Genomic DNA, 26,599 nt, shown 5'->3' on the forward strand with positions numbered 1-26,599 from the left:
TTTACTAACGTTAATGAGGTCTAAATAATTTTATTCTAGTTAATTTTGTGCCTCTAAATTTTAATGATGACGCAAGTATATTTTGATAATGCTGCAACTACAGCTATTCGCCCTGAAGTATTAGATCGTATGATTGAAGTTATGCGCAATGTCCCGGGTAATCCTTCTTCAACCCATGCTGTAGGGCGTAAAGCAAAAACAATTATAGAACAGGCTAGAAAAACAATCGCAGGTTATTTACACGTAACTCCTGCAGAGATTGTATTTACTTCCGGTGGTACTGAGGCAGATAACCTTATTATCAATAGTGCTGTACGTGATCTTGGTGTGCGTCATATTATCACGAGTCCTATTGAACATCACGCCGTAATTCATGTGGTAGAGCATTTACAATTGGCTTACAACATCGAGGTTTCTATGGTTAAAATTAAAGAGTGTGGTAGTGTTGATATGGACAACCTTGAAGCCTTATTAGTAGAAAAAAAAGAAAAGACTTTAATAAGCCTGATGCATATCAATAATGAAATCGGTAATATGTTAGATATCGAAGCGGTATCTAAATTGGCAAAAACTCACGATGCATTATTTCACAGTGATATGGTACAATCGGTAGGTCATTTTGATTTGAATCTTACTGAAATTCCAGTTGATTTTATCGCTGCAGCTGCTCATAAATTTCACGGACCAAAAGGTGTTGGTTTTGCTTTTCTTCGGAAAAATAGTAAAGTTAAATCTTTGATTTTTGGTGGTGGTCAAGAACGCGGAAGCCGTGCAGGAACAGAGCCAGTGCATAATATTGCAGGTATGGAAACTGCACTGATAAAAGCTCAGGAAAATCTTAATACTGAACGTAAGCATATAGAAAAAATCAAATGGTATTTTAAGGAGCAGCTCGAGAACAATATTCCAGGAGTAAATTTTAATGGAAACTGTCACGACGGAACCCTTAGCACTTATACACTATTGAATGTATGTTTACCGGTGCCTCCTAATAAAGCTTTAATGCTTTTATTTCAGTTAGATTTAAAGGGAATTGCATGTTCTAAAGGTAGTGCTTGCCAGAGCGGAAGTGATCAAGGAAGTCACGTTTTAAATGCGTTTTTATCTAAAGATAAGTTAGACAAGCCTTCTATTCGTTTCTCCTTTTCTCACGAAAATACCCAAGAAGAAGTTGATTATGTTGTATCTACTTTAAAAGAATTTATTGCATAATTAAAACCTAGCTCTGAGTTTTAAATTAAAAACACGAGGTGTTAGATAGTTTGGCACAGCATACTGTTGTTGAGTAGCAGCATCCCTTACAAACGTATTGGTGATGCTATTTTTGCGATCAAAGATGTTGAAAATTTCCAAGCCGAGACTAAGTTCTTTAAAAATCGAGTTTTTCTCAAAAGTACTTTTGGGATTTATAATTGTATAGGCAAATCCAACATCGGCTCTAAAATAAAACGGTAAACGAGTTTGATATATATAAGGGTCTGCATAATTAGGTGATCCACCGGGTAAACCAGTTTGATAAACCATATTGAGATACAATTTCAAATCAGGAATCGTGGGCACATAATCCTGAAATAAAAAGCCCAATTTAAGCAGTTGATCTGTTGGCCGGGAAATATAACCGCGGTTTTGAATGTTTTCTTCCGTTTTTAGGAATCCCAGACTAATCCAGCTTTCTGTTCCCGGTACGAACTCTCCAGATAATCTAAGATCAAATCCATAAGCGTAGGCTTCCGCATCATTTTTTGCTCTATATCGTATTCTTACATTCTCTAAAGTATAAGTATTTACATCGCTTAAAAATTTGTAATATGCTTCATTAGTAAGTGTAAAAGGCCGATCCCAAAGTTTAAAACTCCAGTCGTTTCCGGCTACTAGATGAATGCTTTGCTGTGCTTTCACATCAGGAACAACTTGCCCTTGCATATCTCGCAATTCTCTGTAAAAAGGAGGCTGATGATACATTCCGGCTGATAGCCTAAAAACCATATCTGTATTTTTCCAATTCGGTTTTAGACTGAATTGTCCACGCGGACTCACAACTTCTTGGGTTTTAGAAGCGATATCCTGTCCGCTTACCGTCCATAGTTGACTGCGTATACCTAGATTATACCAGGCTTTGGCAGTATTCCAATTGAGAAGCTTGCTATACTGCAGATATCCCGAAACTCTATCAATTAACACATCATTCTGTGCTCTCCTTGAACTAAAGGGCTCTAGTGGAGCATCAAATGCTTCATAAGGCTGCTGATTAGTCAATCCTTCAAGTGGTGGTCTAATTGAGAACCCGGCAGAATCAATAATCTCATATTCTTGCAAGCGATCACGAATTGATTCCCTTGCATATTTTAACCCCCAATCTAGCTGATCGCTTCCCTTTTGATACTGCCCTTTATGTTGAATATTTACAATCAAAGCATCCAAATTATTACGAGCATGTGTAAGCTGCGAACCTATTGCTCTTGTAAAATCTACTTCACCGCCGGAATCATCTCTTATATTTGTGTTGGGTGTCCCTAAAGCATATTGCGCATTAATATCATAATGTTCTTGCTCCTGCGTGTGATAGGAAGAGGCTGTTAACTTCAGGTTTAGATTACCATTAGGCTTATATGTTCCTGAGATGGCTCCAAAATTCGTCTCGTATTTATCTTCTTCCTGGCCGTTATAAGCCACAATGAGTGCTATGGGATCTGCTAGAGTACCAAAGTTTGTCTGGCGGGTTTGCGGCTGATAACTATACCTGTTTATACCTATATTTCCTAAAAAATCTAATTCAAATTTAGAATTGAAGGTATAGGTAAAGTAGGTTTGTAGATCTGTAAATCTGGGTTTATAATTTGTTTCAGTTTGTTTAGCATTTACCAAAAGGCTATTATCCCAATACCTGGCGCCTACAAGTGCAGTAAACTTTTTATTTTTACTCAAGCCTTCAGCAGAAAAATTAACACCCAGCAGGCTGAGATCTGCAGAAGCTGCGAAATCTACCGGCCGGCGATACGTGATATCTAAAACCGAAGATAATTTATCTCCATATTTAGCCTGAAATCCTCCGGCACTAAAATCTATATTCCTTACCAAATCAGAATTGACGATGCTTAGTCCTTCTTGTTGGCCAGAGCGTATCAAAAAGGGTCGGTAGACTTCAATATCATTTATATAAACCAGATTCTCATCATAATTTCCACCACGCACAGCATACTGGGTACTCAATTCATTATTAGAGCTTACTCCGGGTAGGGATTGCAATAGATTTTCAACTCCGGGATTTGCACCGGGTATTTTGCGAACAGTTTCTGGGTTTAGACTCACGATACCCTCTATTTTATCTTGATTTTCAGATGAAATAACAACCTCGCTTATTTGCTCAATCTTTGTATTTAAAACAGGATTAAATTCAAAGAGCTCATTTTTCTGAAGGGAAAATTTAACTTCTAAAGTCTTAAATCCTACGTGTGTAAACCGAACCGTGATAACGCGTTCTGCAGGAATTTCTAAAGAATAGAATCCGCTTTCATCGGTAAGTGTTCCTCCATCGGCATACGAAATATTAACATCAGATAGTGGAATATTAATTTGATCAAAGGCAATACCTTTTAAAGTTGCTGTCTGTGCAAGTAAAGCTGGAGCGACCCCAAAGCAAAAAAGTAAAAATAAATAATGGGGTAGCGCTTTCAATAGGTTTATTTTCTATAAAAGGTTGCTTCAAAAGTAGTACTATTTCCTACATTATCAATCACAATGAGTTTGAATGCATTTGCACCACTGCTGCTTATATCATCTTCAAAGTTATAGGTGAGCAGGTTTTTTTTGTATTCATATTCCATCAAAGCAAATTCCCCATTGATGGTAGCGCGATAGCTTTTTATACCCGTGTCTTGATCAGTAATTTTAAAGCTTATTGTATTTAAACTCGATATCCATTTTCCATCTGTAAAATCTAAAGATTGGATTTTAGGAGGTTTGGTGTCTAACCCCAATTTAAAATCTCCTAATGCATTAACGGTTGCAGTAATGTGATCGTCTTCAAGTCTTGCTCCTTCAAAGCGAAGTAGACCTTTATAATTTACTCTGCCTATGTAAAGTTTTTCACGATCTTGAGACTGAAAATCAGAAACATCATACGCAAGTCTGATGTATTTATGTACAGGAATTAAATCTTCATCAAGATGCAAAGCATCTGTATTTGCTGAAATGTCAAGGGAATAATCATCATAGAATGAACCTTCTGGAATGAAAATGTCCCAATCACCAACTTCAAAATTCTGACTCGCATCTGCTTGAACAAAATATGGACTAGTTTTTTTGTTCTTAGTTGTTAAAATAGTATCCTTTTTAATATTTATAGGTACAACCAGTTTGCTCGTATTTCCTTGTATATCTGAAACTGTAATGGTGTATATAGAAGAATTACCGGTTTGAGTTAGATTTAAAACGCCCTTATTTTTCTCAAATTTGTAAATACTCAATGGGTTGTTGCGCTCAATAAATAGCTTTTGAACTCGGTCGCGTTCACCTTCAAAAAGTGCATAATCTATCATTCGGTTGAGATAGCGTGTCTCTGCAAAAGAGAATTTGTCCATCTCAACTTCTAATGTCTTTTCTCCATTCAGTGTGGTTTCAATCTTATAGATACCATTATTGTTATTTGCACCGTCTTGCTGGTCAACAGTTCCCAAAGCAAATCCAATAGGGCCATAGGCGTTGATCTTTTCGCTTAAAAAGGTTCCGTCAGGTTGTTTTGCAAAACGTAAACGCTGTTGCTTTTGAGATTGATTCACCTGACTGCTGTCGCTTATTGGATAAACGACCAAATCTTTTAATAAAGGATCGCGATGATCTGGTGCTTGTATACCAAAGAGTTGCGCGTTTAGCGGGCGCTCATTTTTATCTCGTATTTCAAAATGAACGTGCGGACCACCACTTCCACCTGTATTGCCGCTATAAGCTACCAAATCTCCCTGAGTTACCGGAAGCTCATCAGGATTAGGAAAAAGTTCTATTTCGTAGCTTTCGGCTTCATACTGTTTAGCTTTTACATATTCCTCGATGGTAGGTTCGTATGCATTTAAATGACCATAAACCGTAGTATATCCATTAGGGTGCGTGATATAAAGTGCTTTACCGTAACCATAATGAGAGACTTTAATCCTGCTTACATAACCCGTTGCACTTGCCAGAACATCAAGTCCAGTACGCTGTTGTGTTTTTATATCAAGGCCACTATGAAAGTGATTGCTGCGCAATTCTCCAAAAGTACCGGCAAATACAGTAGGTATTCTTAATGGTGGAATAAATTCATTTTGAGGGAAATCAGATTGCGCTTTTAAAGCAAAACTTATAGTTAATAATAGGAGTGTAATTCTTTTTTTCATAGAAAAGCTAAGATAAATATTTTGTGAAGACCTACTGTGTAAATCGCTACGGCAATCTAATTATTGTAAGTGATATTTATTAGGTGCAGACTATTTGTTACTATAAGCTTGTATTGTAAAAATAGTCTTATGTCTAATACCTATGTAATCTGTTGAAAGCTATAAAATTAAAATTCAATTTGTTACGGGAGGTAAATACAAGCATTAAAAATATAATAGATTGTATTGGGATATTAATAAGCGAATGTTAACTTTGTGAGACTAAGCATTGTTAAAATTAGGTTATGAGTGAACTGTTGGAGCGTGTAGATGCGTTGCAAAATGTAATTAGCAAATTAGTGCATCGGTACCAGAAGCTTCAGCGTCAAAATGAAGTATTAACGACTGAAAATGAGCAGTTGAAGCACGAGCAGGAAGATTTAAAGATTCTTCTGGAAAATTGGGAAGCTAAATACAGTACACTTAAAACTGCTAATGCAATGCTGGGCAGTAACGAATATAAACGGGAGACCAAGCTCAAAATAAATACTATGATGCGAGAACTTGATGCGTGCATCGCACAACTTGCAGATTAGAACTAAGGATATGTCTGAACATTTAAAAATTAAATTATCTATTGCAGACCGGGTTTATCCTTTAACTATAAAACCTCAACAGGAAGAAGGCTTACGCAAAGCAGCGAAAGAAATTGAGGTAATGATTAAAAAATTTGAGCAAAGTTATGCTGTTAGAGATAAGCAAGATGTTTTAGCAATGTGTGCTTTACAATTTGCTTCAAAAGCAATACAACAGGATTTAGACGGAAGCGGGGAAAGTTCAGAAGCTGTAGAACAGCTTAAAAATCTGGAGCTACTCGTTAAAAGTCAGTTATCCTAACGTTCTTTAAAATAGAATACTTACTGCCTACATTGGTTATATTTTTTGGTAAACTCAACACTATATTCTTTAAGAGGGATGAGTCTGAGTTGTAAAAGCGCGCCGTCTTAGAACGGATTCTTGATCAGCTCGTTAGTCCTATGATTTATTTTAAGGAGTTTACACAAAACCCTACCAATGTAGGCTTTTTTTATATATACAAACTCAATGGGAAATACAGTACTTATAATCGTAGGGGTCATCTTAATAGCTGGCACACTAGGATTTTTATTAGCAAAATTGCTAGAAAAAAATAACGCTTCACAGATTGTTAGTAATGCCAAAAAAGAGGCAGCTAATATTGTAAAAGAGGCTAAAAGTGAGGGAGAGTCTATTAAAAAAGACAAAATTCTTCAAGCTAAAGAAAAGTTTATTGAACTTAAATCTGAGCACGAAAAAGTAATTTTGTCGCGTGACAAAAAAATAAATGATGCAGAGAAGCGCACACGTGATAAAGAATCACAAGTAAGTAGTGAACTCGCTAAAAATAAAAAGTTAAACAAAGAGATAGAGGCTAAAGTTAAAGATTATGATGATCGTCTTGAATATCTTGATAAGCGTCAATCTGATATAGATAAACTTCACGCAAGTAAAGTACAGCAGCTTGAAGTGATTTCTGGTTTATCTGCAGACGATGCAAAAGAGCAATTAGTAGAATCTTTAAAAGATCAGGCTAAAAGTGATGCAATGGCATTTATTCAAAATGCTATGGAAGAAGCTAAACTTACTGCTGAGCAGGATGCTAAAAAAATTATCATTAACACCATTCAACGTATTGGTACAGAAGAAGCTGTTGAAAACTGTGTTTCTGTTTTTAACTTAGAAAGTGATGATGTAAAAGGGCGTATCATAGGTCGTGAAGGTCGAAACATTAGAGCTATCGAAGCTGCTACCGGAGTTGAGATCATAGTAGATGATACCCCAGAAGCGATTATTCTTTCTTGCTTTGATAGTGTACGAAGAGAAGTTGCCAGATTATCATTGCACAAGTTAGTAACAGACGGAAGGATTCACCCTGCGCGAATAGAAGAAGTGGTTCAAAAAACTACAAAACAAATTGAACAGGAAATTGTTGAAGTTGGTAAACGTACAGTAATAGATCTTGGTATCCACGGTTTGCATCCTGAATTGATTAAAGCGGTAGGTAGAATGAAATACCGTTCTTCTTACGGTCAAAACTTATTACAACATAGTAGAGAAGTGGCTAAATTATGTGCTACAATGGCTTCTGAGTTGGGTATTAATCCTAAACTCGCTAAACGTGCCGGTCTTTTACACGATATAGGTAAAGTTCCAGAAACTGAAAGTGAAATGCCTCACGCATTATTAGGTATGGAGTGGGCTGAAAAATATGGAGAAAAGCCAGATGTATGTAATGCAATTGGTGCGCACCACGACGAGATAGAAATGAAAACATTGTTGGCGCCTATAGTTCAGGTTTGTGATGCAATTAGCGGGGCAAGACCGGGAGCAAGACGTCAGGTTCTAGATTCTTATATTCAACGATTGAAAGATCTTGAAGATATTGCGTTTGGTTTTGCCGGTGTTAAAAAAGCTTATGCGATTCAGGCGGGTAGAGAGCTTCGTGTTATTGTTGAAAGTGAAAAAGTGAATGATGAAAAAGCATCAGCTTTGTCTTTTGAAATTTCACAGAAAATACAAACAGATATGACTTATCCCGGTCAAGTAAAAATAACGGTTATACGAGAGACCAGAGCGGTCAACATCGCTAAATAAAAATCAAAAACGGCTTCGATATTTCGAAGCCGTTTTTGATTATAAGAATCTAGATATTTTTAAGCTGGTTTAGTGTTTTTTCAAGAAAATCAATAGGAAAAGTATTAACGATTTCTTTAAGATTGTTTTCTCTTCCCAGAGTATACCATACGGTATCATCACCTAGCTTATTATAGCAAACCACCAGATCACTCAATACATTATAAGCACCATGTGTTTGACCATTAGAAAGACCGGAATAAGAAATAGCAGAATAAGGACTACAGTCAATTAAGGTGCCATCAGGGTCAATATAACTTCTACCAGCTATAACCTGGCAACCAGCAGAAAAATTAGTGTTTCCATCACCAGACCAGTGAATATTTATAGTCGTATTGGGTTCATCAAGGCCTGCTTTTATATCTGCATCGGTAAGTGCATTTTTTGCAATTTTATCTCTATACACCAATACTCCTTTTGAATACGGTCTAAGAGCTTTATAGATTTTTTGAGCACTAGAGATTTTATGCCAGCTTAAACGATATTTATGTTGACCTTCAACGAGAAAGGCTTCGTCACTTCGATTTGTCATTGCTGCACTTGGATCTGTGCTTCCCCAAAACGTAAAAGCAAGTCCCTTAATCAATAAAACAAAGAGATCGTCATTCTCTCGTTTTTCAATCTGTTTGTCTTGATTTCGGCGTATACCAATTAAATGCGCATTGTTTGGGTCAAAATGCCAATTTTTTGGACTAAATGTATCAGATGATTTTGGGTAGTTTTCTACATCATTCAGAATATTATTGAAGTTTGATATATAATAAGATTTTGCTTCATTCAGGATTTTAAACCAAAATTTACACTCTTTAGCAGGATTGTTTACATCATTTTTAGCCCACTTATTGATAATCCCATTTGACTCCCACCGCTCAATATGACTCCAGGTTCTAGGACCTACGATTCCGTCAGGTGTACCTATTGAATTTTCCCTTCGATGGAGTAGACATACTCTTGAAAAAGCCGTGTTGCTGCCTGTGTACCATAACCAAAAATCCCACTCAATTGAGCATTAGGAAAAAAACCTTTAGATTTTAAAAAACGTTGCAATCTAAAAACATCTTGCCCTTCAACTTCCTTAAAATCTTGCCACTTATAGTTAGCTTCATCTCTAAATTGCTTTTTATTTCTGAGTTTCGTTGCCATCCACCGGTGGTAAGGCTTTAAAAATTCTTCTTTATTTTGCGGAAGCTTTCCATTATCAACAGATCCTAATTTTAAAGTGTTCATAACTAACTATATTTTAGTTAGTTATAAATTTAAGTATAATCTTCTCTCAAAAGTTAAACAATAAAAATAGGGGCATTTGCCCCTATTTTTCTAAAATCTTTATAGATTTCAATTATTAAGAATCAGATGAGCTCTCATCCATAGAATGATAAACGTTTTGTACATCGTCATCTTCTTCAATTTTTTCTAAAAGCTTTTCTACATCTTCAGCTTCTTCCGCAGTTAGCTTCTTAGTCACCTGAGGAATGCGTTCAAAACCACTAGAGAGGATTTCGTGTCCTGCTTCTTCTAGGTAAGACTGTAAAGCTCCAAAGCTTCCAAAAGGTCCGTATATCAGAATTCCGTCTTCATCTTCAAAAACTTCTTCTGCACCATAATCTATAAGTTCTAGTTCGAGTTCCTCAGCATCTATACCTTCAGCATTAATTCTAAAGTTGCAGGTGTGATCAAACATGAATTCAACAGAACCCGATGTTCCTAGGTTTCCGTTGCACTTATTAAAATAGGACCTGATATTAGCAACAGTACGGTTGTTATTGTCTGTAGCCGTCTCAATAAGAATCGCAATTCCGTGAGGAGCATAACCTTCAAAAAGAACTTCTTTATATTCACCCAGACTTTTATCACTCGCCCTTTTTATGGCGCGCTCAATATTGTCTTTTGGCATGTTTACACTCTTAGCATTTTGTATAACTGCTCGTAGACGTGAATTAGAATCAGGATCAGGACCGCCCTCTTTAACGGCCATAACAATGTCTTTTCCTATTCGAGTAAAGGCTTTAGCCATTGCGCTCCAGCGCTTCATTTTACGAGCTTTTCTAAACTCAAATGCTCTTCCCATAATTCAGATTTTTAAAGGCGGTAAATTTAACAAAAATAGGCTTTACAAAAAGTCTTATTTCAGTTTAAAAATAAGGTAGAATATTCTACTGGTTTCCTAGTAACGCTTCAATAGTATGAGCGAGTTTAAAGTCTTTTTCAGTAACGCCGTCTGCATCGTGGGTAGACAGTGATATGTTTAATGTATTGTAAACATTAGTCCAGTCTGGGTGATGCTGTTGCAATTCTGCTTCAAAAGCAATGCGTGTCATAGTGGCAAAGGCTTCTTTAAAGTTTTCAAACTCAAAAGAAGTATGAATAGCATCATTTTTATATTCCCAACCTTCCAATTTATTGAGGCGTTCTTCTACGGTTTGTTGATCTAATTTTTTCATAATAACATGTTTGTTTTGATTAAGATAATCAGAGTATTTTCAGCATAAAAAGGTTTAAGCCAAGATTAACTTTTGGTTCTGTTCTGTATTACTTCCAAAGGTAGTTTATCAAATTTAACAACGACTCAAAGAGAACCAGTACCTTTGCAAAAAAATGATTTTATGACAAATACTGAAATACGACAGCTAGAGCCCCAAGCCGTTTGGCAAAAGTTTGCAGACCTCAATGCTGTACCCAGACCTTCTAAACACGAAGAGCGTGTGATTGCCTTTATGAAAGCATTTGGCGACGGTTTAAATCTAGAAACACTAGTTGATGAAGTAGGAAACGTAATCATCAGAAAACCGGCTACGGCTGGCCTTGAAGATCGACAAATGGTTGTTTTGCAATCTCATCTCGATATGGTTCATCAGAAAAATAATGCAACGCAGTTTGATTTTGATTCAGAAGGAATACAAATGAAAGTAGAGGGAGACTGGGTTAAAGCTGAAGGAACCACTTTGGGTGCAGATAACGGTCTGGGTGTTGCAACCATAATGGCTTTATTAGAAAGTACAGATATATCACATCCTGCTTTAGAAGCTTTGTTTACAATTGATGAAGAAACTGGTATGACCGGAGCAATGGGATTGAAGGGTGGTGTCCTTAAAGGCGATATTTTACTCAATTTAGATACCGAAGAAGATGATGAGATTGGGGTAGGATGTGCTGGTGGAGTAGATATCACCGCTACGCGTACATACAAACAAGAGCCCGTTGAAGAAGCAAAAACCGGTTTTCAACTAACCGTAAACGGATTGCAAGGAGGTCATTCTGGGATGGATATTATTAAAGGTCTGGGGAATGCTAATAAATTTATGAACCGCATTTTATTAGACGGTTTTGAGAATTATGGCTTACGCATCAGCGAAGTAAATGGTGGTGGATTGCGCAATGCTATACCACGAGAGAGCGTGGCGATATTTTGTATAGATACGGTTCACGAGGAAGCTTTTAAAAGTGATATAAAGGAGTTTGCTGAAGTATTACAGGAAGAATATAAAACCTTAGAGCCAAATTTAAAAATTAGCCTAGATTCAATTGACCTTCCTGAGAACGTTATGAGTCTAGGTGTGCAAGAAGGCTTTCTAAAAGCGATACAAGCAGTATGGAATGGTGTTTACCGTATGAGTCCAGATATTGAAGGTCTTGTGGAAACTTCTAATAATGTAGCTCGGGTTTTAGTGCGTAATGGCGAACTCGAAGTTTTATGTTTAACGCGTTCTTCTGTCGAATCTTCTCGTACCGATTTAGCTAATACAATAAGAAGTGTTTTTGAACTGATAGGTTGTGAAGTTACTTTAAGTGGGGAATACCCGGGATGGAAACCCAATATGGACAGCGCTATCTTAAAGGTTTTAGTTGAAAAGTATAAGAAGATCAATCATGAAGAGCCACACGTAGCTGCTTGTCATGCCGGATTAGAATGTGGTATTCTAGGTCAAAACTATCCAGACATGGATATGATTTCTTTTGGCCCAACCATTAGAGGTGCTCACTCTCCAGATGAACGTGCGAGTATTTCTTCGGTGCAAAAATTCTGGACTTTTGTCCAAGAAATTTTGAAGGATATTCCTGCTAAAAATTAATTGTTGAACTGAAGACATAAAAAAAGGAGTTGCAGCGATGCAACTCCTTTTATTTTTCAATGAATTTATCTGAAATATTATCCTTCAGTTTGTTTCTTCATCATTATGCCTTGAAATTTTTGCTGTAAGCTTTTGTCTTGTTGTAAAGCCATGGCAACTGCCTTATAACGATCTAAAGTAAGACCGTGATCAGCAATGATCTCTTGCATTTTGCTTTCTAGTGCAGGTTGCATTTTTTTGAGTTCTGCAACTACCGCTGCGTGCATTTTAAGCTCTTCATCTGTAGCTTCAACTTTTGCTTCCGGATTCATTTGCGCTTTTTGAATCTCGGTAAAACGTTGCACATCTAAACCTTCTTCCTTTATCACGCCCATCATTTTTTGCTGAGCAGCCTGATTTTCAACCTGCACTTCCTGAAATGCATCAGCAAATTTATTCAGCTCTGCTGTCGTAACATTAGTTTGCGCTTTAACACTTGCAGCAGCCTGAGTTTGTTGAGCCGCAGCCGTAAGACTAAATCCTCCTACTAAAGCACCAGTTAGTGCAAGTGTTATTATATTTTTTTTGAATGTAATCATTTGTTCTCTTTTTTAATGAACTGGAAAGATTAGCAATTTTTAGCGCCTTTAATGACGTTTTAAGAAAAGCTTATTCAATTTTAGAAGAGCTTAACAATAAGCCCCATTTCTTTTAACATTTACAGTCAAAATGACGAGCAATTTTGCCTAAACTAAAAAATGCTTCTACCCCTGTAGAAGCACTTTTATTGTCAGATAACTTGTATGTTATTCATTCTCTGGTTCTCGATTATCAAGTAATTCTACAGTGAATACCAAATTTGTTCTCGGTGGAATCACACGATAACCGCGCTCCCCATAACCTAAGTAGTAAGGAATAAATAGGGTGGCTTTGTCACCATAATTGAGTTGCTGAATTCCTTCTTTAAAGCCGGCGATCATTTGTGCTTCAGGGCCGTATGGGATGGTTAAAGGCACATACATATCTTCTTTAGGTCGCGTTTGCATATTCCATTCTTCAGCACAGGAAAGTATATTGCTGTCAAACAATTCTCCATCTTCAAAATAACCTGCATAATTTACTTTTACTTTTTGAGAGCGCTTGGGTTTAACGTCGGTTCCTTTTTGTGTGATGTAGTATGCTAAGCCGCTTTCTAGCGTATCTGCATTTTTACGTTGTTCTTCAAAAATTGCTTTTTGATCTTCTTTGAGTTTTTGTTTGGCAGCTGCTGCTTGCTCTATTTCTTCAGCTTTTTTATCTATTTCTTCTGTAAAGACTTCTGGAGCTTCAAAGTGACGTGCATCTTTTCCTTTTCTAATAATTTTTACAGATTCTATAGTTACTGGTCTTTTGGGCTTTCCTCTTCGAGGATCTTTCATTTCAACTTCAGTAATACTTTTCAAAACATCAAAGCCTAAAATAAGCTGTCCAAAAACGGTATGGCAACCTATTTGTGGATTCTCACAGTTTTTTAAATTGTCTTCAGCATCATATCCGTCAAGGTGTGGAGTAGGAGCATCGGTGATAAAAAATTGACTGCCATTGGTTCCATATCCAGAATTTGCCATAGAAAGGACACCTATAGTATCATGCTTGAGTTCTGGACTGAATTCATCGTGAAATTTATAACCGGGGCCTCCGCTTCCGGTACCCGTAGGGTCACCTCCCTGAATCATAAAATCTTTAATAATGCGGTGAAAGGTTATACCGTCATAGTACGGTTTGCCTTTATAGATTGAATCTGCAAGCGGATTGTTGCCTTCAGCCAACGATACAAAGTTTGCTACTGCTGCAGGAGCTTTATCATAGTAAAGCTGAACGACCATCGTACCTTTATTGGTTTTGATTTCGGCATATAAGCCATCTTGTAGGTTTGGGTATTGGTCATCAGAGCAGGCTACCAGACCAAAAAGAATTAAGAATGCAAAAATGGAAGCTTTCTTCATAGTTAATTTTCAGTATTGCTTTGTTTTATATCATTTAGCGTTACTTGGGTTTGAATAGGTAGGTTTGACCCTATTTTATCTTCATACCCATAATATCCAAAAGCCTTATGGGAAGGCAATAAAAAAGTAACGGTCTCTCCTTCTTTCATCAATTTGAGTCCGTCTTTTAATCCGGAAATCAGATCTTGATTACTTTGTTCTATTTGATAGGTTTGCGGACCAAGTTCTGCTTGGGTAACTATAGGATTGCCATCAAGAGAATTTATTTGATAATCAAAAGTGACTAAATCACCGGTGTCTGCGGTGGGTAAAGCTGTAGTATCTTTTACATTATAATAATACCAGAACCCTTTATCTGAAGTAAAATACTCGTTCTGCGGATTTGCGGCCATCAATTTTTTAATTGCGGCTTCATCAGCTTTATTTAATTTTTTATTACGAGCAATAGAAGCATCAATGTAAGAACCGCTAGAATGGCTTACAGGTCTGCGGGCTTCAGGAGTTTTGCAAGCCATTACCAGAAAAAGTACGAGTATTAAGCCAATGAGTTTATTCATTTAAAGCGTCTTTGTATTGTGGTAATATACTAATAAAATATGCAACGGTTTCTTCTAAAGAACGATCGCTTTTTCCTCCTGCGGCGTTGTTGTGACCACCACCTTCAAAGTGTTCACGTGCCATTAAATTTACCGAGAAGTCACCTTTAGAACGTAAAGAAATCTTAATTATTCCTTCCTTTTTATTTTCGATAAAAATCAGCGCTAAAACAGTGTGCTCTAATGAAAGCCCATAATTCACAAAACCTTCGGTGTCTCCTTTTTGATAATTGTGAGCGTCTAATTCTTCCTGAGAAAGTGTGATGTAAGCAGCTTTAAACTCTTCTAAACGATGCAGGTTTGTAAGTGCTGTACCTAATAATTGTAATCGTGAAAAATTATTAGCATCATAAATTTTCTCGTGTATAAATGCATTATCAGCGCCCTTTTCTATAAGATCTGCAATAACACGATGTGTAGTAGCTGTTGTTGATCTAAATCTAAATGAGCCGGTGTCGGTCATAATCCCAGTGTAGAGACATGTTGCCATATCTGCATCAACTAAATCTGTAGCGTTGAGCATCTCAAATGTATGGTAAACCATTTGACAGGTAGCACAAACTGAAGTGTCGCTATATGTTACAACAGCGTAATCGTCTGGCTGTTGATGATGGTCTATCATTATGAATTGAGCTTTAGCTTTTTGCAGAGCAGGTTCCATTTCTGCAACTCGCGATAATGCGTTGAAATCTAGTGTGAAAATAAGTTCTGCCTCTTTTATATGTCTTACTGCCTTTTTGTTTTGTAAATCGTATTTTATAACAGTATTTTCAAAAGGTAACCACTTTAAAAATTTGGGGTAATCGTTAGGAGTAACAACATTAGCTGTGTGCCCTATTTTAATTAAATACTGATAGAGAGCCAGTGTAGAACCCATAGCATCACCATCAGGATTTTTATGAGGAATAATTACAATTTTTTTTGGTGTAGCTAATAGCTCCTTAAGTAAGGCTAATTCTGATTCTTTCATAGGAGGCGAATATACAATTTCTTCATTTAGACTTAATATGGGAAACCTTATTTTTGAAGTACTCTAAACTCTTACTTTAAATGATTAAAATTTCTAAAACCAATATTTTTCTTCTCTCAATAACGCTTTTTAACTTTAGTTTCTCAGAAGCTCAAGAGCGAAATATAAATCTTTTTAGAATCGCCTTTGGTTCTTGTAATAAGGTAGATTTAGCCAATCCGTTTTGGGAAGATATGGGCAACCGAGATCCTGATTTATTTATCTGGGGTGGTGATGTGATTTATGCAGATACCGAAGATATGTCAAATATGGAAGAGATGTATACGGTTCAAAAGCGTAACCCCGCTTATAAAAATTTTATAGCGAATACCGAAGTGCTAGGGACTTGGGATGACCACGATTATGGTATAAATGATGGGGGAGCTGACTATGCAAAAAAGCGTCAAAGTCAGAATTTATTCCTAGACTTTTTAGGCGTTGCTGATGATGCACCCTCAAGAAATAGAGAAGGGGTTTACAATTCAAAAACCTATGTAAAAGCTGGTAAGTCTATAAAGGTAATCGTCTTAGATACACGCTATTTTAGAACACCGCTTAATGCTTCGGCAGATCCTAATAAGCGCTATGAGCCGCGTCGTAAAAAAAATGGAACTATTCTAGGAGAGCAACAATGGCAATGGTTTAAAGAAGAACTTTCAGAAAAAACAGACTTTACAATCATTATGAGCAGTATTCAACTTTTGAGTGCTGAACATGGTTTTGAAACCTGGGGTAATTTTCCGAAGGAGGTAAAGCGATTTATCAAAGCAGTAAAAAGGTCAAAAGCAAATGCCGTTCTGGTTTTAAGCGGCGATAGGCATATTTCAGAATTTTCTAAAAAAAACATGAAAGACCTTGCTTATCCGCTAATTGATTTTACTTCTAGTGGATTAACACATTCTTACACGGCTTATAATGGTGAACCCAATAGATACCGAGTGGGTAAGGTAGTGAGCGTTCGTAGTTATGGTCTTGTAGATATAGACTTGAATTTAAACACTGTAGATATGAAAATTATCGGTACAGAAGGTGAGATTTTAGGCGAAATTCAACAAGAGTATTAATAATTGCTTAGCCATTCGCTATTGTAATTAAAAGAATTACTTTTGCACCGATTTTAAAAACAAGAAGTTTTGCTTCGATATTGAAAAAGCAAAATTATTAAAACACAAAAAATGGCAACAAACAGAACGTTTACCATGATTAAGCCAGATGCTGTTGAAAATGGACACATCGGTGCAATATTAGAAAAAATCACAGCTTCAGGATTTCGTATTGTAGCTTTAAAATTAACTCAGATGACTGTTGCAGATGCAAAGGAGTTTTATGCAGTGCACAGCGAGCGTCCTTTTTATGGCGAGCTAGTTGAGTTTATGAGCAGAGGACCTATTGTTGCTGCTATATTAGAAAAAGAAAATGCTGTTGAAGATTTTAGAACTTTAATAGGTGCTACTAATCCTGCTGATGCTGCAGAAGGTACAATTAGAAAACTATATGCTACTTCTTTAGGTGAAAATGCAGTACACGGTAGTGATAGCGATGAGAACGCTGCTATTGAAGGTGCTTTTCATTTTTCAGGTAGAGAGTTGTTCTAAATTCTTTATCAATTAGATATAAAAAAAGCGGCTTTTTAGCCGCTTTTTTTATATCTATTATTAGCCTATTTAGCTATCTCAAAATCACTTTCTTGATGATTTCTCTGCCTAATTCTTCGTTTAGATTGCGTTGAATTTTTTCTTTACCATAACTTAATTCTTCTCTTAGCACAGATGAACTCAATTGAATGATCAGGCGATCACCGTCTAATTTTATCTGAGTGGTGTATTTTACAATGGCGGGTCCCATTACATCGCGCCAGGCTTCGGCGACATCTACTTTGTCAATTCCTTTTTGAAGTTTATTTTTTTCTACAAATGCGCCCAGTACATCTCGTATAGATTTTGGGTCTGCGTCTCGTCTAGCCATTAATCGGTTATATTTATTGGCACCGCCAAAGGATTTAATACCACTGGGCTTGCCTTGAAATTAAAAATTTATTTCTAACGAATGTCTCGTGAGCTTGTCTCAAGGTAATTTATTTTTTCAAATTTAGAATAGGTGTAGATCATACCTCGGTTGTTTTTGACCTGTAATTGGTTGCCATCTGCTTTTAGTACAGTTTCCGTCCAATTATCAAATGGAGTGCTGTAATTTAAACGTAATGAATCATTTGTTATTCTTGCGATAACAGTTTCTTTTGTATCGCTTTTTACAAAAGTGCCGTCTATGCGCGGAAGCACTTTAGTTCTAAAACCTATAGTGTCTTTAAGTTCTATATAATCTACTCGCTCGTTAAATTTATAATGTCTGTCATTTCCATAAGGAGAGTCAACAGATTTTATTTCCCAATAGCCATTTAGGTTTTTAAGCTGCTCTTCAGGATCGTTTTCTGCACAGCTAAAAAGAGCTAATGTTAAAATGCTAACTAGTATTTTTTTCAAAGTTTAAAGAGTTTATAAGTTTGATGTATCTCTTTTACGATTGCTTCTGTACGGTCTGCGTGGGTGTCACTTATAAATAATTGCCCAAAATTCTCATCGTTCACCAGGTCGATTATTTGCATCACCCGACTTTCGTCTAACTTATCAAAAATATCATCCAATAACAAAATAGGTGTGGTGTTGCTTTGTGCTTTTATAAAATCAAACTGTGCTAATTTTAAAGCGATGAGATATGATTTTTGCTGACCCTGACTACCAAATTTTTTGATGGGGTGGGACTCAATCTTAAAACTTAAATCATCCCTATGCGTACCTACACTAGTGTATTGCAACGCGCGATCTTTCTTCAGGTTTTCACAGAAAAGATGGTCAAGAGGCGTGTCGTTCAGTTGACTTTTATATTTCAGTTTAACCTCTTCTTTATCACCACTTATTGCTGCATAACGTTTTTTAAAAATAGGAATAAAGGCTTCAAGAAAGTCTTTACGCTTGGTATGAATAACGTTTCCCAGAGCAGTCATTTGCTCATTGTAAATCGCTAAAGTTTCTGGGTTAAACGTGTGGTTTGCACTAAAATATTTAAGTAATGCATTGCGCTGAGAAAGTGTCTTGTTGTACTTGATCAGCGTGTCGAGATAGTTTTTGTCACTTTGTGAAATTACACCATCCATAAACTTACGACGTGTCTCGCTGCCTTCGATAATTAGATCGCGATCTGCCGGAGAAATGATGACAAGCGGCAAAAAACCGATATGATCAGAAAAGCGTTCATAAACTTTGCCATTACGCTTAATCACTTTCTTTTGACCTCGTTTTGCGCTAACAATAACTTTTTCTTCTCGCTCATTTTTCTCGTAAACTCCATCAATTACAAAAAACTCTGCATCGTGATTGATGTTTTGTGTGGTAATGGGATTAAAATAGCTTTTACCGAAAGAAAGATGGTAAACCGCATCAAGTACATTTGTTTTACCCACTCCGTTATTTCCTACAAAACAGTTAATTTTTGAATCGAGTGTAAAAGACGCAGTTTCAAAATTTTTATAGTTAATAAGCGAAAGAGCTTTGAGAATCATAAGGTGATATGCAAGTTTAAAAATGCTAAATCCTTGTAAAATAAAGGGTTGAAATATAATAGAAGCGTATGCAAATTATTGAAAAATAACAAAACAATACGCTATTAATATTGAATAAAAATTTTATTTTTGCGCCCAACAAAAGTTAAAGTATGGCCACATATCAAAAAAGGGGTTATAAACCTAAGACCAAAGAAGAAGTAGAGGAGCAGGTGCATGAAGAAAGTGCAACGGCAGAAGTTTTTGATTCACTTGATGAAGGTGCAACCAGAACCGAAGCTTGGGTAGAAGAAAATCAAAAACCTATTTTCATTGGGATTGCAGTAATTGTACTTGCAGTGTTGGGATATCTGGCATTTGAAAAATTCATTCAAGAGCCTAAAGAACTTGAAGCATCTAATGAGATGTATCAGGCACAGAATTATTTTAACGAAGCTATAGAAGGTAGTGTTGAGAAAGATTCATTATTTAGCCTTGCTCTTAATGGAGGTGAAGGTAAATATGGTTTTCTTGATATCATAGATAACTATGGAAGCACAAAAGCCGGTAATCTTGCACATTATTATGCAGGTATGGCTTTTTTGAATACAAATAAATATCAGGAAGCTATAGATCAATTAGAAGATTTTAGCAGTGATGATATGATGCTTGCGCCTCTTGCTAAAGGAGCTATAGGTGACGCATTTATGCAGCTGGAGCAACCTGAAGATGCACTTTCTTATTATAAGGAAGCTGCAGAAATGAGTACAAATGATTTTACAACACCACGCTTTTTAATGAAAGCTGCACAAACTGCAATAGCTCTTGGAGAAAATGATAAAGCAGCTTCTTTCTTAAATACTATTAAAGAAGATTATAGCGAGTCTGCAGAAGCAGCAAACGTACCTTTATATTTAGGTATGACAGAAGCTGAATAAAAAATATACATTATGGCTACAACAGACTTGTCTGTTTACAATAAAGCAACAATCCCAAACGCGAAAGATTTTCGGTTTGGGATTGTTGTTTCTGAATGGAATCATGACATCACCGAAGGTCTTTTTCAAGGTGCTTTTGATACCTTATTAGATTGCGGTGTACTTAAAGAAAACGTCGTAAGATGGAATGTTCCGGGAAGTTTTGAATTGATCTACGGTTGTAAAAAAATGCAGCAGAGTTATGATATGCTCGATGCGGTTATTGCTGTAGGAAGCGTTATTCAAGGGCAAACGAAGCATTTTGATTTTGTTTGTGACGGCGTAACGCAGGGGATAAAAGACTTGAATGTACAGAGCGATATTCCTGTTATTTTTTGTGTTCTTACCGATAATACCATGCAGCAAGCTATAGATCGTAGTGGCGGCCAGCACGGTAACAAAGGTGTAGAAGCTGCTGTTGCTGCAATTAAAATGGCACAATTGCGTAAAGACGCAAAGTTTTAGTCAATAAAACTTCTAAAAATCATATTGCAATTGTTTGTGTAACTTTAGCTTAAAGCAATCCATCAAAATTTGGAATGCTTTTTGAATATCAAAGTCTGAAGCTTTGCATAGCTTTCTACCAATTATTGTAACTTTGAATTTTAGGAATTATGGGAATTTTAAAAACACGCAAGAATAAAAAATACAGCTATAGTCCTCGTTATTATGAGGGAGAAGGTAGTCCTTACAAGTTAGAATCTAAATTTGATAAATACCGCAAAGCTACGCTAGAGTCAAAAGGTTTAAAATCTAAGTTCAATACTGCAATAGACGATTTTAAATACAATCCTGATCAACGTGCAAACCGTATTACCTTGTATATAGTTCTTGTACTCGTTTTTCTATTTTTAGTTGTTATCGATTTTGATTTGAGTATTTTCTTCGGGCAATAATTAATTAAAATTCTCAAGCTCAATTTATAATTAAACGACACCCGCAATACCTGTTATAGGTATCTTCAGGGCTTAAGTAAACACACTTCATGTCTGATATAATTAAGCTTTTACCCGATCATGTAGCAAACCAGATAGCTGCCGGGGAGGTAGTACAGCGACCAGCTTCTGTGGTAAAAGAGTTATTAGAGAATTCTATAGATGCCGGGGCCTCACAAATTAAATTGCTTGTTAAAGACGCCGGACGTACGTTAGTACAGGTTATAGATAATGGTAAAGGGATGAGTACTACAGATGCGCGTCTGAGTTTTGAACGTCATGCCACTTCAAAAATCAATTCTGCAGATGACCTTTTTGCATTAAACACAAAAGGTTTTAGAGGAGAGGCTTTGGCTTCAATAGCTGCAGTTGCTCACGTAGAACTTAAAACTAAAACTGAAGGTGAAGAGGTAGGAACTCAAATAGAAATAGAAGGTAGTGTTATCAAATCTCAGGAGGTTTGTGCGACACTTCAAGGTACTTCGATAGCCGTAAAAAATTTATTTTTCAATATTCCTGCAAGGCGGAATTTCCTCAAATCAGACTCTGTAGAATTGCGTCATATAATTGACGAATTTCAACGTGTAGCTCTAGCCCACGAGTCTATCGCATTTATGTTGTATCACAACGACAGTGAGTTATTCAATTTGCCTATAGCAAATAAGCGTCAGCGCATTGTAGGGGTCTTTGGACCAAAAACCAATGAGAAATTGGTGCCGGTTACCGAAGAAACAGAGATTGTAGATATAGATGGATTTATTGTAAAGCCTGAATTTTCAAAAAAGACTAAAGGGGAACAGTTTTTCTTCGTTAATGATCGCTTTATTAAGCATCCGTATTTAAATCATTCGGTGAGTGCTGCTTTTGATGGTTTGTTACCAGATCGTGCCAGAGCGAGTTATTTCATTTATTTAAAAGTTGATCCCAAATCAATAGATATCAATATTCACCCCACTAAAACTGAGGTTAAATTTGAGGATGAGCATGCGATCTATACACTTTTACGCGCTGCAGTAAAGCATAGTTTAGGGCAGTTTAATATCGCTCCTGTGCTTGATTTTAACCGGGAATCTAATATGGATACTCCATATTCGTATAAAAATAAAGAAGCGCAAGTTCCCAAAGTAGACGTTGATCGTAGCTTTAATCCATTTGAGCAAGAGCAGAAGGTAAAGACCAGTAGTTATAGCGGAACTCCTCATTATGAGAAGAAAAATGCAGCTGGATGGGAAAATCTTTATGACGGACTTGATAAAAGAAACAGTTCTAATTCTTTCAGTCATTTACAAATAGAAAATGAACCGGAAACAGAATCCCTTTTCGTAGAACACGAGAGCAAAGGATTTAAAGATTTAAAAGAAACAGATAGTGATTCAGCAAATACCTATCAGCTACATAATAAATATATCGTGAGTGCTATAAAGAGCGGTATGATGCTAATAGATCAACAGCGAGCACATCAACGCGTTTTATATGAAGAATTCCTTCGGAATATTACTGTTAAAGAATCAGTAAGTCAGCAATTGCTTTTTCCCTTACGACTAAATTATTCTCCCGCAGAATTAGCGATATTTAAAGACTTAAAAGAGTCTTTAGAAAATACTGGTTTTGCACTCAGTATGCCTGAAGATGGAGTTCTTGAGGTTTCAGGAATACCAGCGAGTATTCAGGAGAGTGAGGTTTCAATAGTTTTAGAACAGTTGTTAAGCGATGTGGAACAAGAAGTGCCTGATACTGGTTTTAGTCAGACAGATGTTTTAGCAAAGAGCATGGCAAAAAGTATGGCTGTAAAAACCGGAGAGAAGTTAGATGAATTGTCCAGAGAGCATTTGGTCAACAAATTATTTGCCTGTACAGAACCTACGATGTCTCCATTTCTTAAAAAAACGTTTATTACGCTTACTGTAGACGAGCTGGATCGTAAATTTAACGCATAATTAAAAACGCATTACCGCGTTTAAACATTTCAAACCAGATTGATGGGTAGAATAACCGAAACTGTAAAAGTACTTTTAATCGTTAACGTGATCTTTTATTTAGGATCACAGTTTTTATTACCTAACGCAGTTCAACTCTTTGGACTGTGGTTTCCTGAAAATCCTAATTTTCAATTCTGGCAGCCTTTTACGCATATGTTTATGCACGACCAGAGCAGTATTTTTCATATTCTTTTTAATATGTATGCGTTGTGGGCATTTGGTGGCCCTGTAGAGCAAATGCTGGGTCGTAATAAATTTATTTTCTTTTATTTTTCTGCAGGTTTAGGTGCTGCGTTGATACATACTCTGGTTGGATATTATCATTATCAAGCTGGTTACGACGTTTTAATAAACGCGGGTTTGACTCCAGGAGAGATAGCTGATACTCTGAACAAAGCATTTACAAGCATTCAACAATCAGGTCAGTATTCGTATCCTAATGTAGGAGACCCTGATAAAGTAAGAGGTATGATAGAAGCATTTTCTACTTCGGCAGTAGGGGCTTCAGGAGCTATATATGGTGTTTTAGTGGCTTTTGGGATGTTATTTCCTAATGCAGAACTGATGCTTATATTTTTACCGGTCCCGGTCAAGGCTAAGTTTTTTATACCCGGTTTAATCCTTTTAGATTTGTTTTCTGGTGTTACCGGTTTTTCAATCTTTGGAGGAAACATTGCAAACTTTGCTCATATAGGAGGTGCTCTATTCGGATTTATAATGATGTGGTATTGGAAAAAGAATAGTTTTAACGATAAACGCTGGTATTAAATATGGCAAGTCCCAGTCTAAGTTATCAATTTAAAACAGCAAATATTGTTGTAAAACTTATCGTGATCAATGTGTTGATCTGGATAGGTTTTGCGCTTTTAGAATGGGTGCTCAATTCGGGTGCGATTATTACTCAATGGTTTAGTCTGCCTACAGATCTGAGTAGATTAATAATACAACCCTGGTCTTTGATAACCTATGCATTTTTGCACGGTGGTTTCTGGCATATTTTCTGGAATATGCTCATTTTATATTGGTTTGGTCAGATAGTTTTAAATCTTTTTACTGAAAAACGCTTTTTAACCATTTATCTTCTTGGAGCTTTAGCTGGCGGAATTTTATTTGTTACTGCTTATAATCTATTTCCGGTACTGATCACTTCAAGCGCTTATCTGGTAGGTGCTAGTGCAGCGGTAAGAGCGATAATGATCTTTATAGCTACATATACGCCTAATACTGAAGTACGTATTATCTTCTTTAATGTCAAGCTTTGGCATATAGGTGTGTTTGTTGTGCTTACCGATTTGATACAAATCCCAACATCAGGTAATGCAGGTGGATTGCTTGCGCATGTAGGCGGAGCAATCTTTGGATATATTTATGCGCAGCAACTAGGCAAAGGAAATGATATAGGTGCTTGGTGGGAGCGATGTATGGATGCTATTACAAGCTATTTTAAACCAAGACCAAAATCAGAGAAGAGGGCAAAAATGAAGACTGTATATAAGAACAGATCTACTGCGACTAAGCGTGCAACTTCTGGTATGTCTAAAAGTGAAAAGCAAGTACGTGTAGACACTATTTTAGATAAGATAAGCAAAAGTGGTTACGACAGTCTTTCTAAAGAAGATAAAGATTTTCTCTTTAAAGCCGGAAAAGATACTTAATGAAGAAGCTAAGTCTATGGAATAAACTAGTCTTTTTAATCAATAGCTTATTTGCTGTCTTACTACTTGTAAGCTATATCTTGCCTTATTTTCCGCCTAAGATTTTTCCTCCTTTATCAGTTTTAACTTTGGTTATTCCCCTATTAATTACTGCAAATATTTTGTTTGTAATATATTGGTTATTGCTTTTTAAAAAGCAACTTATACTTTCAGCATTAGTATTGATTATTTGGTTTTTTCAGGGAAGTAGTTTGTATAAAATAAGCTCAGGAAAAGAGCCTGATCAAATTGTGAAAACTCAAAACCAACTTCGAATCTTCAGTTATAACGCACACATTTTTAGAAGTGAAAACTTTTCTTCTGAAGAAATAAAAAAAGGTATTGCAGATCTTATTGAAGAGGCAAACCCTGATGTCATTTGTTTTCAGGAATTTTCTAAACGTGGCGCACCAAAATTAGATTACCCGTATTCTTATTTTGGTGAAAAAGAGGGGAAGCACCTTAACGGACAAGCTATTTATTCAAAATATAAAATTGTCAAAACTGGTTCGCTCGAATTTGAAAGTAGTTTTAATAATGCACTATTTGCTGATATTGTAAAAGATAAAGACACCTTACGTATTTATAATATGCATATGCAGTCTCTGGCACTTACTCCTGAGCTAGGAGCTCTTGAAAAAGAAAATACGAAGTCATTGATAGGAAGGTTGGGAAGATCCTTTAAAAAGCAACAAGAACAAACGAATTTATTCTTGACTCACCAGAAGAATTGCAGGTATAAGAAAATTGTTGCCGGTGATTTTAATAATACGGTGTTCTCTTACACCTACCATAAGATTCGCGGGGATAAAAAAGATGCTTTTGTGGAACAGGGTAGTGGTTTTGGTCGCACGTTCATATTTGATATAATTCCGTTGCGAATAGACTTTATCTTACCAGATCCTCAAATTGAAGTTTCAGCATTTAAAACTTTTGATGTTGAATATTCAGATCATTTTCCTATTGAGGCGGTACTGAATTTATAATTTTAAATCTAAATTCTTCAAGTAAGTGATTGCTTCAGGCCCCAGATTAAAGATGAGATCTAAAACGGTCAGATACGGTATAAAACCATTTGCCTCATCAAAAACCTGCCTGTAAGCGGGTATTTCTAATTTATCTTTTCGTTTTGCGTTTGCTAAAAATCGTAGATCAGTCTTGTCAGAATATTCTTTTATGTATTCTTGAGTACGTGTAAAATCTATGTCTAAGTCGAGCATTTCTAATATGCAGGTAATACTTGCTCGATTAAACTCTAATAGTGAATTATACGCTTTGTGAAATAGAGGATACAAATCGTCTTCATAGAACTCAAAAAAAGGAGAGGTTCTATATGCTATCACAATAGAGCGCCAATGTTGCCGCTGCCATAAGAAATTATTCTCCATTAAAGCTTCTGCAGTTTTCTTATGACCTTCTGTTTTTGTGTGTTTTATAGGAATATTGAGAAGCAACTTACCGTTTGCTGTGGCTATATACATTCGGTTTCTATAGCTCTGTTTTTGATAATTATCACAGACTTCAAGAGTTACATTATCTGCCTGAATAATAGATGCTGTGGTAATAATATCAGGAAAGTATGTTGGGTTTATAACAATATTCATTTAGATTTTTTTGAGAGCGCAAATATAAACGATTTCTAAAGTCAGTAAAAATGAAGAAAATTCATTTTAGAGCGTAGTATATTTACTACAAAAACTGATAGAATTTATTCAATATATTTATTTATTAATTTAAAAAACAGGTAGTTATGTATTTGAAATAAATATTTTTAGGA

General features: G+C 36.2%; 28 protein-coding genes and 1 other RNA gene. 15 read left to right on the plus strand and 14 right to left on the minus strand.

All coding sequences use genetic code 11. The features are described from left to right. Positions 1-66: 66 nt before the first annotated feature. Complete coding sequence (locus tag DSM03_RS07750) at positions 67-1,212, plus strand: cysteine desulfurase family protein (protein ID WP_128761318.1); 1,146 nt, start codon at positions 67-69, stop codon at positions 1,210-1,212. Here DSM03_RS07750 and DSM03_RS07755 read toward each other — a convergent pair whose 3' ends face one another. Together DSM03_RS07755 and DSM03_RS07760 are read right to left on the minus strand one after the other, a co-directional pair. Continuing rightward, the gene (locus DSM03_RS07755; RefSeq protein ID WP_128761003.1) at positions 1,213-3,675 is read right to left on the minus strand and encodes a TonB-dependent receptor; all 2,463 of its coding nucleotides are present in this window, start codon (positions 3,673-3,675) and stop codon (positions 1,213-1,215) included. Positions 3,676-3,680: 5 nt separating this feature from the next. Then, on the minus strand, positions 3,681-5,372 hold the full coding sequence (locus DSM03_RS07760; RefSeq protein WP_128761002.1) for a M23 family metallopeptidase: 1,692 nt from the start codon (positions 5,370-5,372) through the stop codon (positions 3,681-3,683). 284 nt (positions 5,373-5,656) lie between these two features. Here DSM03_RS07760 and DSM03_RS07765 point away from each other — a divergent pair, with 284 nt between their 5' ends. From DSM03_RS07765 to rny, 4 genes are all read left to right on the plus strand, one after another. Further along, positions 5,657-5,947 carry an MreC domain-containing protein gene (locus DSM03_RS07765; protein WP_128761001.1) on the plus strand — a complete coding sequence of 97 codons (291 nt, stop codon included), beginning with the start codon at positions 5,657-5,659 and terminating at the stop codon, positions 5,945-5,947. Positions 5,948-5,957: 10 nt separating this feature from the next. Then, the gene (locus DSM03_RS07770) at positions 5,958-6,248 is read left to right on the plus strand and encodes a cell division protein ZapA (protein WP_128761000.1); all 291 of its coding nucleotides are present in this window, start codon (positions 5,958-5,960) and stop codon (positions 6,246-6,248) included. 52 nt (positions 6,249-6,300) lie between these two features. Next, positions 6,301-6,409: non-coding RNA, 6S RNA (ssrS, locus tag DSM03_RS07775), on the plus strand. Between the two features lie 46 nt (positions 6,410-6,455). Next, on the plus strand, positions 6,456-8,024 hold the full coding sequence (gene rny / locus DSM03_RS07780) for a ribonuclease Y (protein WP_128760999.1): 1,569 nt from the start codon (positions 6,456-6,458) through the stop codon (positions 8,022-8,024). Positions 8,025-8,073: 49 nt separating this feature from the next. Here the strand turns inward: rny and DSM03_RS07785 are convergent, their stop codons facing one another. From DSM03_RS07785 to DSM03_RS07800, 4 genes are all read right to left on the minus strand, one after another. Next, the gene (locus DSM03_RS07785) at positions 8,074-8,595 is read right to left on the minus strand and encodes a hypothetical protein (RefSeq protein ID WP_128763084.1); all 522 of its coding nucleotides are present in this window, start codon (positions 8,593-8,595) and stop codon (positions 8,074-8,076) included. Positions 8,596-8,978: 383 nt separating this feature from the next. Continuing rightward, positions 8,979-9,290: a peptidoglycan-binding domain-containing protein gene (locus DSM03_RS07790; protein ID WP_128760997.1), complete on the minus strand. Its 312-nt coding sequence runs from the start codon at positions 9,288-9,290 to the stop codon at positions 8,979-8,981. A 115-nt stretch (positions 9,291-9,405) separates the two neighbouring features. Then, complete coding sequence (locus DSM03_RS07795) at positions 9,406-10,131, minus strand: YebC/PmpR family DNA-binding transcriptional regulator (protein ID WP_128760996.1); 726 nt, start codon at positions 10,129-10,131, stop codon at positions 9,406-9,408. Between the two features lie 85 nt (positions 10,132-10,216). Continuing rightward, entirely contained in the window at positions 10,217-10,504 is a 288-nt protein-coding gene (locus DSM03_RS07800) for a 4a-hydroxytetrahydrobiopterin dehydratase (RefSeq protein ID WP_128760995.1), read from the minus strand. 162 nt (positions 10,505-10,666) lie between these two features. Here DSM03_RS07800 and DSM03_RS07805 point away from each other — a divergent pair, with 162 nt between their 5' ends. Further along, entirely contained in the window at positions 10,667-12,133 is a 1,467-nt protein-coding gene (locus DSM03_RS07805; RefSeq protein ID WP_128760994.1) for an aminoacyl-histidine dipeptidase, read from the plus strand. Positions 12,134-12,210: 77 nt separating this feature from the next. Here DSM03_RS07805 and DSM03_RS07810 read toward each other — a convergent pair whose 3' ends face one another. From DSM03_RS07810 to DSM03_RS07825, 4 genes are all read right to left on the minus strand, one after another. Beyond that, entirely contained in the window at positions 12,211-12,711 is a 501-nt protein-coding gene (locus DSM03_RS07810) for a DUF4168 domain-containing protein (protein WP_128760993.1), read from the minus strand. A 207-nt stretch (positions 12,712-12,918) separates the two neighbouring features. Continuing rightward, positions 12,919-14,097, minus strand: a complete 1,179-nt coding sequence (locus DSM03_RS07815; protein WP_128760992.1) for a peptidylprolyl isomerase — start codon at positions 14,095-14,097, stop codon at positions 12,919-12,921. A gap of 2 nt (positions 14,098-14,099) precedes the next feature. Beyond that, positions 14,100-14,654 (minus strand): gliding motility-associated peptidyl-prolyl isomerase GldI, encoded by a 555-nt coding sequence (gldI, locus tag DSM03_RS07820; protein ID WP_128760991.1) that lies wholly within the window; start codon positions 14,652-14,654, stop codon positions 14,100-14,102. Then, the gene (locus DSM03_RS07825; protein ID WP_128760990.1) at positions 14,647-15,663 is read right to left on the minus strand and encodes a DHH family phosphoesterase; all 1,017 of its coding nucleotides are present in this window, start codon (positions 15,661-15,663) and stop codon (positions 14,647-14,649) included. Before DSM03_RS07825 ends, gldI begins: the two co-directional genes overlap by 8 nt. Before the next feature lie 80 nt (positions 15,664-15,743). Between DSM03_RS07825 and DSM03_RS07830 the strand changes: the two genes are divergently transcribed. Both DSM03_RS07830 and DSM03_RS07835 read left to right on the plus strand, forming a co-directional pair. Continuing rightward, positions 15,744-16,766: an alkaline phosphatase D family protein gene (locus tag DSM03_RS07830; protein ID WP_128760989.1), complete on the plus strand. Its 1,023-nt coding sequence runs from the start codon at positions 15,744-15,746 to the stop codon at positions 16,764-16,766. A gap of 111 nt (positions 16,767-16,877) precedes the next feature. Beyond that, positions 16,878-17,297 (plus strand): nucleoside-diphosphate kinase, encoded by a 420-nt coding sequence (locus DSM03_RS07835; protein WP_073097393.1) that lies wholly within the window; start codon positions 16,878-16,880, stop codon positions 17,295-17,297. A 73-nt stretch (positions 17,298-17,370) separates the two neighbouring features. Here the strand turns inward: DSM03_RS07835 and DSM03_RS07840 are convergent, their stop codons facing one another. From DSM03_RS07840 to recF, 3 genes are all read right to left on the minus strand, one after another. Then, positions 17,371-17,667, minus strand: coding sequence for a DciA family protein (locus DSM03_RS07840; RefSeq protein ID WP_128760988.1), 297 nt, complete (start codon positions 17,665-17,667; stop codon positions 17,371-17,373). A 74-nt stretch (positions 17,668-17,741) separates the two neighbouring features. Beyond that, complete coding sequence (locus DSM03_RS07845; protein ID WP_128760987.1) at positions 17,742-18,182, minus strand: lipocalin family protein; 441 nt, start codon at positions 18,180-18,182, stop codon at positions 17,742-17,744. Further along, positions 18,179-19,258 carry a DNA replication/repair protein RecF gene (recF, locus tag DSM03_RS07850; protein WP_128760986.1) on the minus strand — a complete coding sequence of 360 codons (1,080 nt, stop codon included), beginning with the start codon at positions 19,256-19,258 and terminating at the stop codon, positions 18,179-18,181. The genes DSM03_RS07845 and recF overlap by 4 nt, the downstream gene beginning before the upstream one ends. 152 nt (positions 19,259-19,410) lie before the next feature. Between recF and DSM03_RS07855 the strand changes: the two genes are divergently transcribed. The 7 genes from DSM03_RS07855 (at position 19,411) to DSM03_RS07885 (ending at position 25,808) form a co-directional block, all read left to right on the plus strand. Next, positions 19,411-20,175: a tetratricopeptide repeat protein gene (locus DSM03_RS07855; RefSeq protein WP_128760985.1), complete on the plus strand. Its 765-nt coding sequence runs from the start codon at positions 19,411-19,413 to the stop codon at positions 20,173-20,175. Positions 20,176-20,187: 12 nt separating this feature from the next. Further along, positions 20,188-20,679 (plus strand): 6,7-dimethyl-8-ribityllumazine synthase, encoded by a 492-nt coding sequence (gene ribH, locus DSM03_RS07860; protein ID WP_128760984.1) that lies wholly within the window; start codon positions 20,188-20,190, stop codon positions 20,677-20,679. Between the two features lie 149 nt (positions 20,680-20,828). Beyond that, positions 20,829-21,110 carry a riboflavin synthase subunit beta gene (locus DSM03_RS07865; protein ID WP_128760983.1) on the plus strand — a complete coding sequence of 94 codons (282 nt, stop codon included), beginning with the start codon at positions 20,829-20,831 and terminating at the stop codon, positions 21,108-21,110. Positions 21,111-21,199: 89 nt separating this feature from the next. Then, complete coding sequence (gene mutL / locus DSM03_RS07870; RefSeq protein ID WP_128760982.1) at positions 21,200-23,086, plus strand: DNA mismatch repair endonuclease MutL; 1,887 nt, start codon at positions 21,200-21,202, stop codon at positions 23,084-23,086. Between the two features lie 42 nt (positions 23,087-23,128). Continuing rightward, positions 23,129-23,896, plus strand: coding sequence for a rhomboid family intramembrane serine protease (locus DSM03_RS07875; RefSeq protein ID WP_128760981.1), 768 nt, complete (start codon positions 23,129-23,131; stop codon positions 23,894-23,896). A 2-nt stretch (positions 23,897-23,898) separates the two neighbouring features. Continuing rightward, a complete protein-coding gene (locus DSM03_RS07880; protein WP_128760980.1) occupies positions 23,899-24,783 on the plus strand; it encodes a rhomboid family protein in 885 nt (294 codons plus the stop codon). After that, complete coding sequence (locus DSM03_RS07885; RefSeq protein ID WP_128760979.1) at positions 24,783-25,808, plus strand: endonuclease/exonuclease/phosphatase family protein; 1,026 nt, start codon at positions 24,783-24,785, stop codon at positions 25,806-25,808. The genes DSM03_RS07880 and DSM03_RS07885 overlap by 1 nt, the downstream gene beginning before the upstream one ends. On the opposite strand, the gene DSM03_RS07890 is transcribed toward DSM03_RS07885, so the two are convergent. After that, entirely contained in the window at positions 25,803-26,426 is a 624-nt protein-coding gene (locus DSM03_RS07890; RefSeq protein ID WP_128760978.1) for a WbqC family protein, read from the minus strand. The genes DSM03_RS07885 and DSM03_RS07890 overlap by 6 nt on opposite strands. Positions 26,427-26,599 lie beyond the last annotated feature (173 nt).

Origin of the sequence: Leeuwenhoekiella aestuarii (genome assembly GCF_004104055.1) — a bacterium.
Taxonomy (GTDB): Bacteria; Bacteroidota; Bacteroidia; order Flavobacteriales; family Flavobacteriaceae; genus Leeuwenhoekiella; species Leeuwenhoekiella aestuarii.

Excerpts from the sequence above, each read along its gene's own strand:
- DSM03_RS07840 (WP_128760988.1), bottom strand. The coding sequence starts at position 17,667 with ATGGCTAGACGAGACGCAGACCCAAAATCTATACGAGATGTACTGGGC.
- DSM03_RS07875 (WP_128760981.1), top strand. The coding sequence starts at position 23,129 with ATGGGTAGAATAACCGAAACTGTAAAAGTACTTTTAATCGTTAACGTG.
- DSM03_RS07880 (WP_128760980.1), top strand. The coding sequence starts at position 23,899 with ATGGCAAGTCCCAGTCTAAGTTATCAATTTAAAACAGCAAATATTGTT.
- DSM03_RS07815 (WP_128760992.1), bottom strand. The coding sequence starts at position 14,097 with ATGAAGAAAGCTTCCATTTTTGCATTCTTAATTCTTTTTGGTCTGGTA.
- DSM03_RS07800 (WP_128760995.1), bottom strand. The coding sequence starts at position 10,504 with ATGAAAAAATTAGATCAACAAACCGTAGAAGAACGCCTCAATAAATTG.
- DSM03_RS07790 (WP_128760997.1), bottom strand. The coding sequence starts at position 9,290 with ATGAACACTTTAAAATTAGGATCTGTTGATAATGGAAAGCTTCCGCAA.
- DSM03_RS07865 (WP_128760983.1), top strand. The coding sequence starts at position 20,829 with ATGGGAATTTTAAAAACACGCAAGAATAAAAAATACAGCTATAGTCCT.
- DSM03_RS07770 (WP_128761000.1), top strand. The coding sequence starts at position 5,958 with ATGTCTGAACATTTAAAAATTAAATTATCTATTGCAGACCGGGTTTAT.
- DSM03_RS07855 (WP_128760985.1), top strand. The coding sequence starts at position 19,411 with ATGGCCACATATCAAAAAAGGGGTTATAAACCTAAGACCAAAGAAGAA.
- DSM03_RS07765 (WP_128761001.1), top strand. The coding sequence starts at position 5,657 with ATGAGTGAACTGTTGGAGCGTGTAGATGCGTTGCAAAATGTAATTAGC.
- mutL (WP_128760982.1), top strand. The coding sequence starts at position 21,200 with ATGTCTGATATAATTAAGCTTTTACCCGATCATGTAGCAAACCAGATA.
- DSM03_RS07785 (WP_128763084.1), bottom strand. The coding sequence starts at position 8,595 with ATGACAAATCGAAGTGACGAAGCCTTTCTCGTTGAAGGTCAACATAAA.
- ribH (WP_128760984.1), top strand. The coding sequence starts at position 20,188 with ATGGCTACAACAGACTTGTCTGTTTACAATAAAGCAACAATCCCAAAC.
- DSM03_RS07795 (WP_128760996.1), bottom strand. The coding sequence starts at position 10,131 with ATGGGAAGAGCATTTGAGTTTAGAAAAGCTCGTAAAATGAAGCGCTGG.
- DSM03_RS07750 (WP_128761318.1), top strand. The coding sequence starts at position 67 with ATGACGCAAGTATATTTTGATAATGCTGCAACTACAGCTATTCGCCCT.
- DSM03_RS07835 (WP_073097393.1), top strand. The coding sequence starts at position 16,878 with ATGGCAACAAACAGAACGTTTACCATGATTAAGCCAGATGCTGTTGAA.
- recF (WP_128760986.1), bottom strand. The coding sequence starts at position 19,258 with ATGATTCTCAAAGCTCTTTCGCTTATTAACTATAAAAATTTTGAAACT.
- DSM03_RS07810 (WP_128760993.1), bottom strand. The coding sequence starts at position 12,711 with ATGATTACATTCAAAAAAAATATAATAACACTTGCACTAACTGGTGCT.
- DSM03_RS07760 (WP_128761002.1), bottom strand. The coding sequence starts at position 5,372 with ATGAAAAAAAGAATTACACTCCTATTATTAACTATAAGTTTTGCTTTA.
- DSM03_RS07885 (WP_128760979.1), top strand. The coding sequence starts at position 24,783 with ATGAAGAAGCTAAGTCTATGGAATAAACTAGTCTTTTTAATCAATAGC.
- DSM03_RS07805 (WP_128760994.1), top strand. The coding sequence starts at position 10,667 with ATGACAAATACTGAAATACGACAGCTAGAGCCCCAAGCCGTTTGGCAA.
- rny (WP_128760999.1), top strand. The coding sequence starts at position 6,456 with ATGGGAAATACAGTACTTATAATCGTAGGGGTCATCTTAATAGCTGGC.
- gldI (WP_128760991.1), bottom strand. The coding sequence starts at position 14,654 with ATGAATAAACTCATTGGCTTAATACTCGTACTTTTTCTGGTAATGGCT.
- DSM03_RS07830 (WP_128760989.1), top strand. The coding sequence starts at position 15,744 with ATGATTAAAATTTCTAAAACCAATATTTTTCTTCTCTCAATAACGCTT.
- DSM03_RS07890 (WP_128760978.1), bottom strand. The coding sequence starts at position 26,426 with ATGAATATTGTTATAAACCCAACATACTTTCCTGATATTATTACCACA.
- DSM03_RS07825 (WP_128760990.1), bottom strand. The coding sequence starts at position 15,663 with ATGAAAGAATCAGAATTAGCCTTACTTAAGGAGCTATTAGCTACACCA.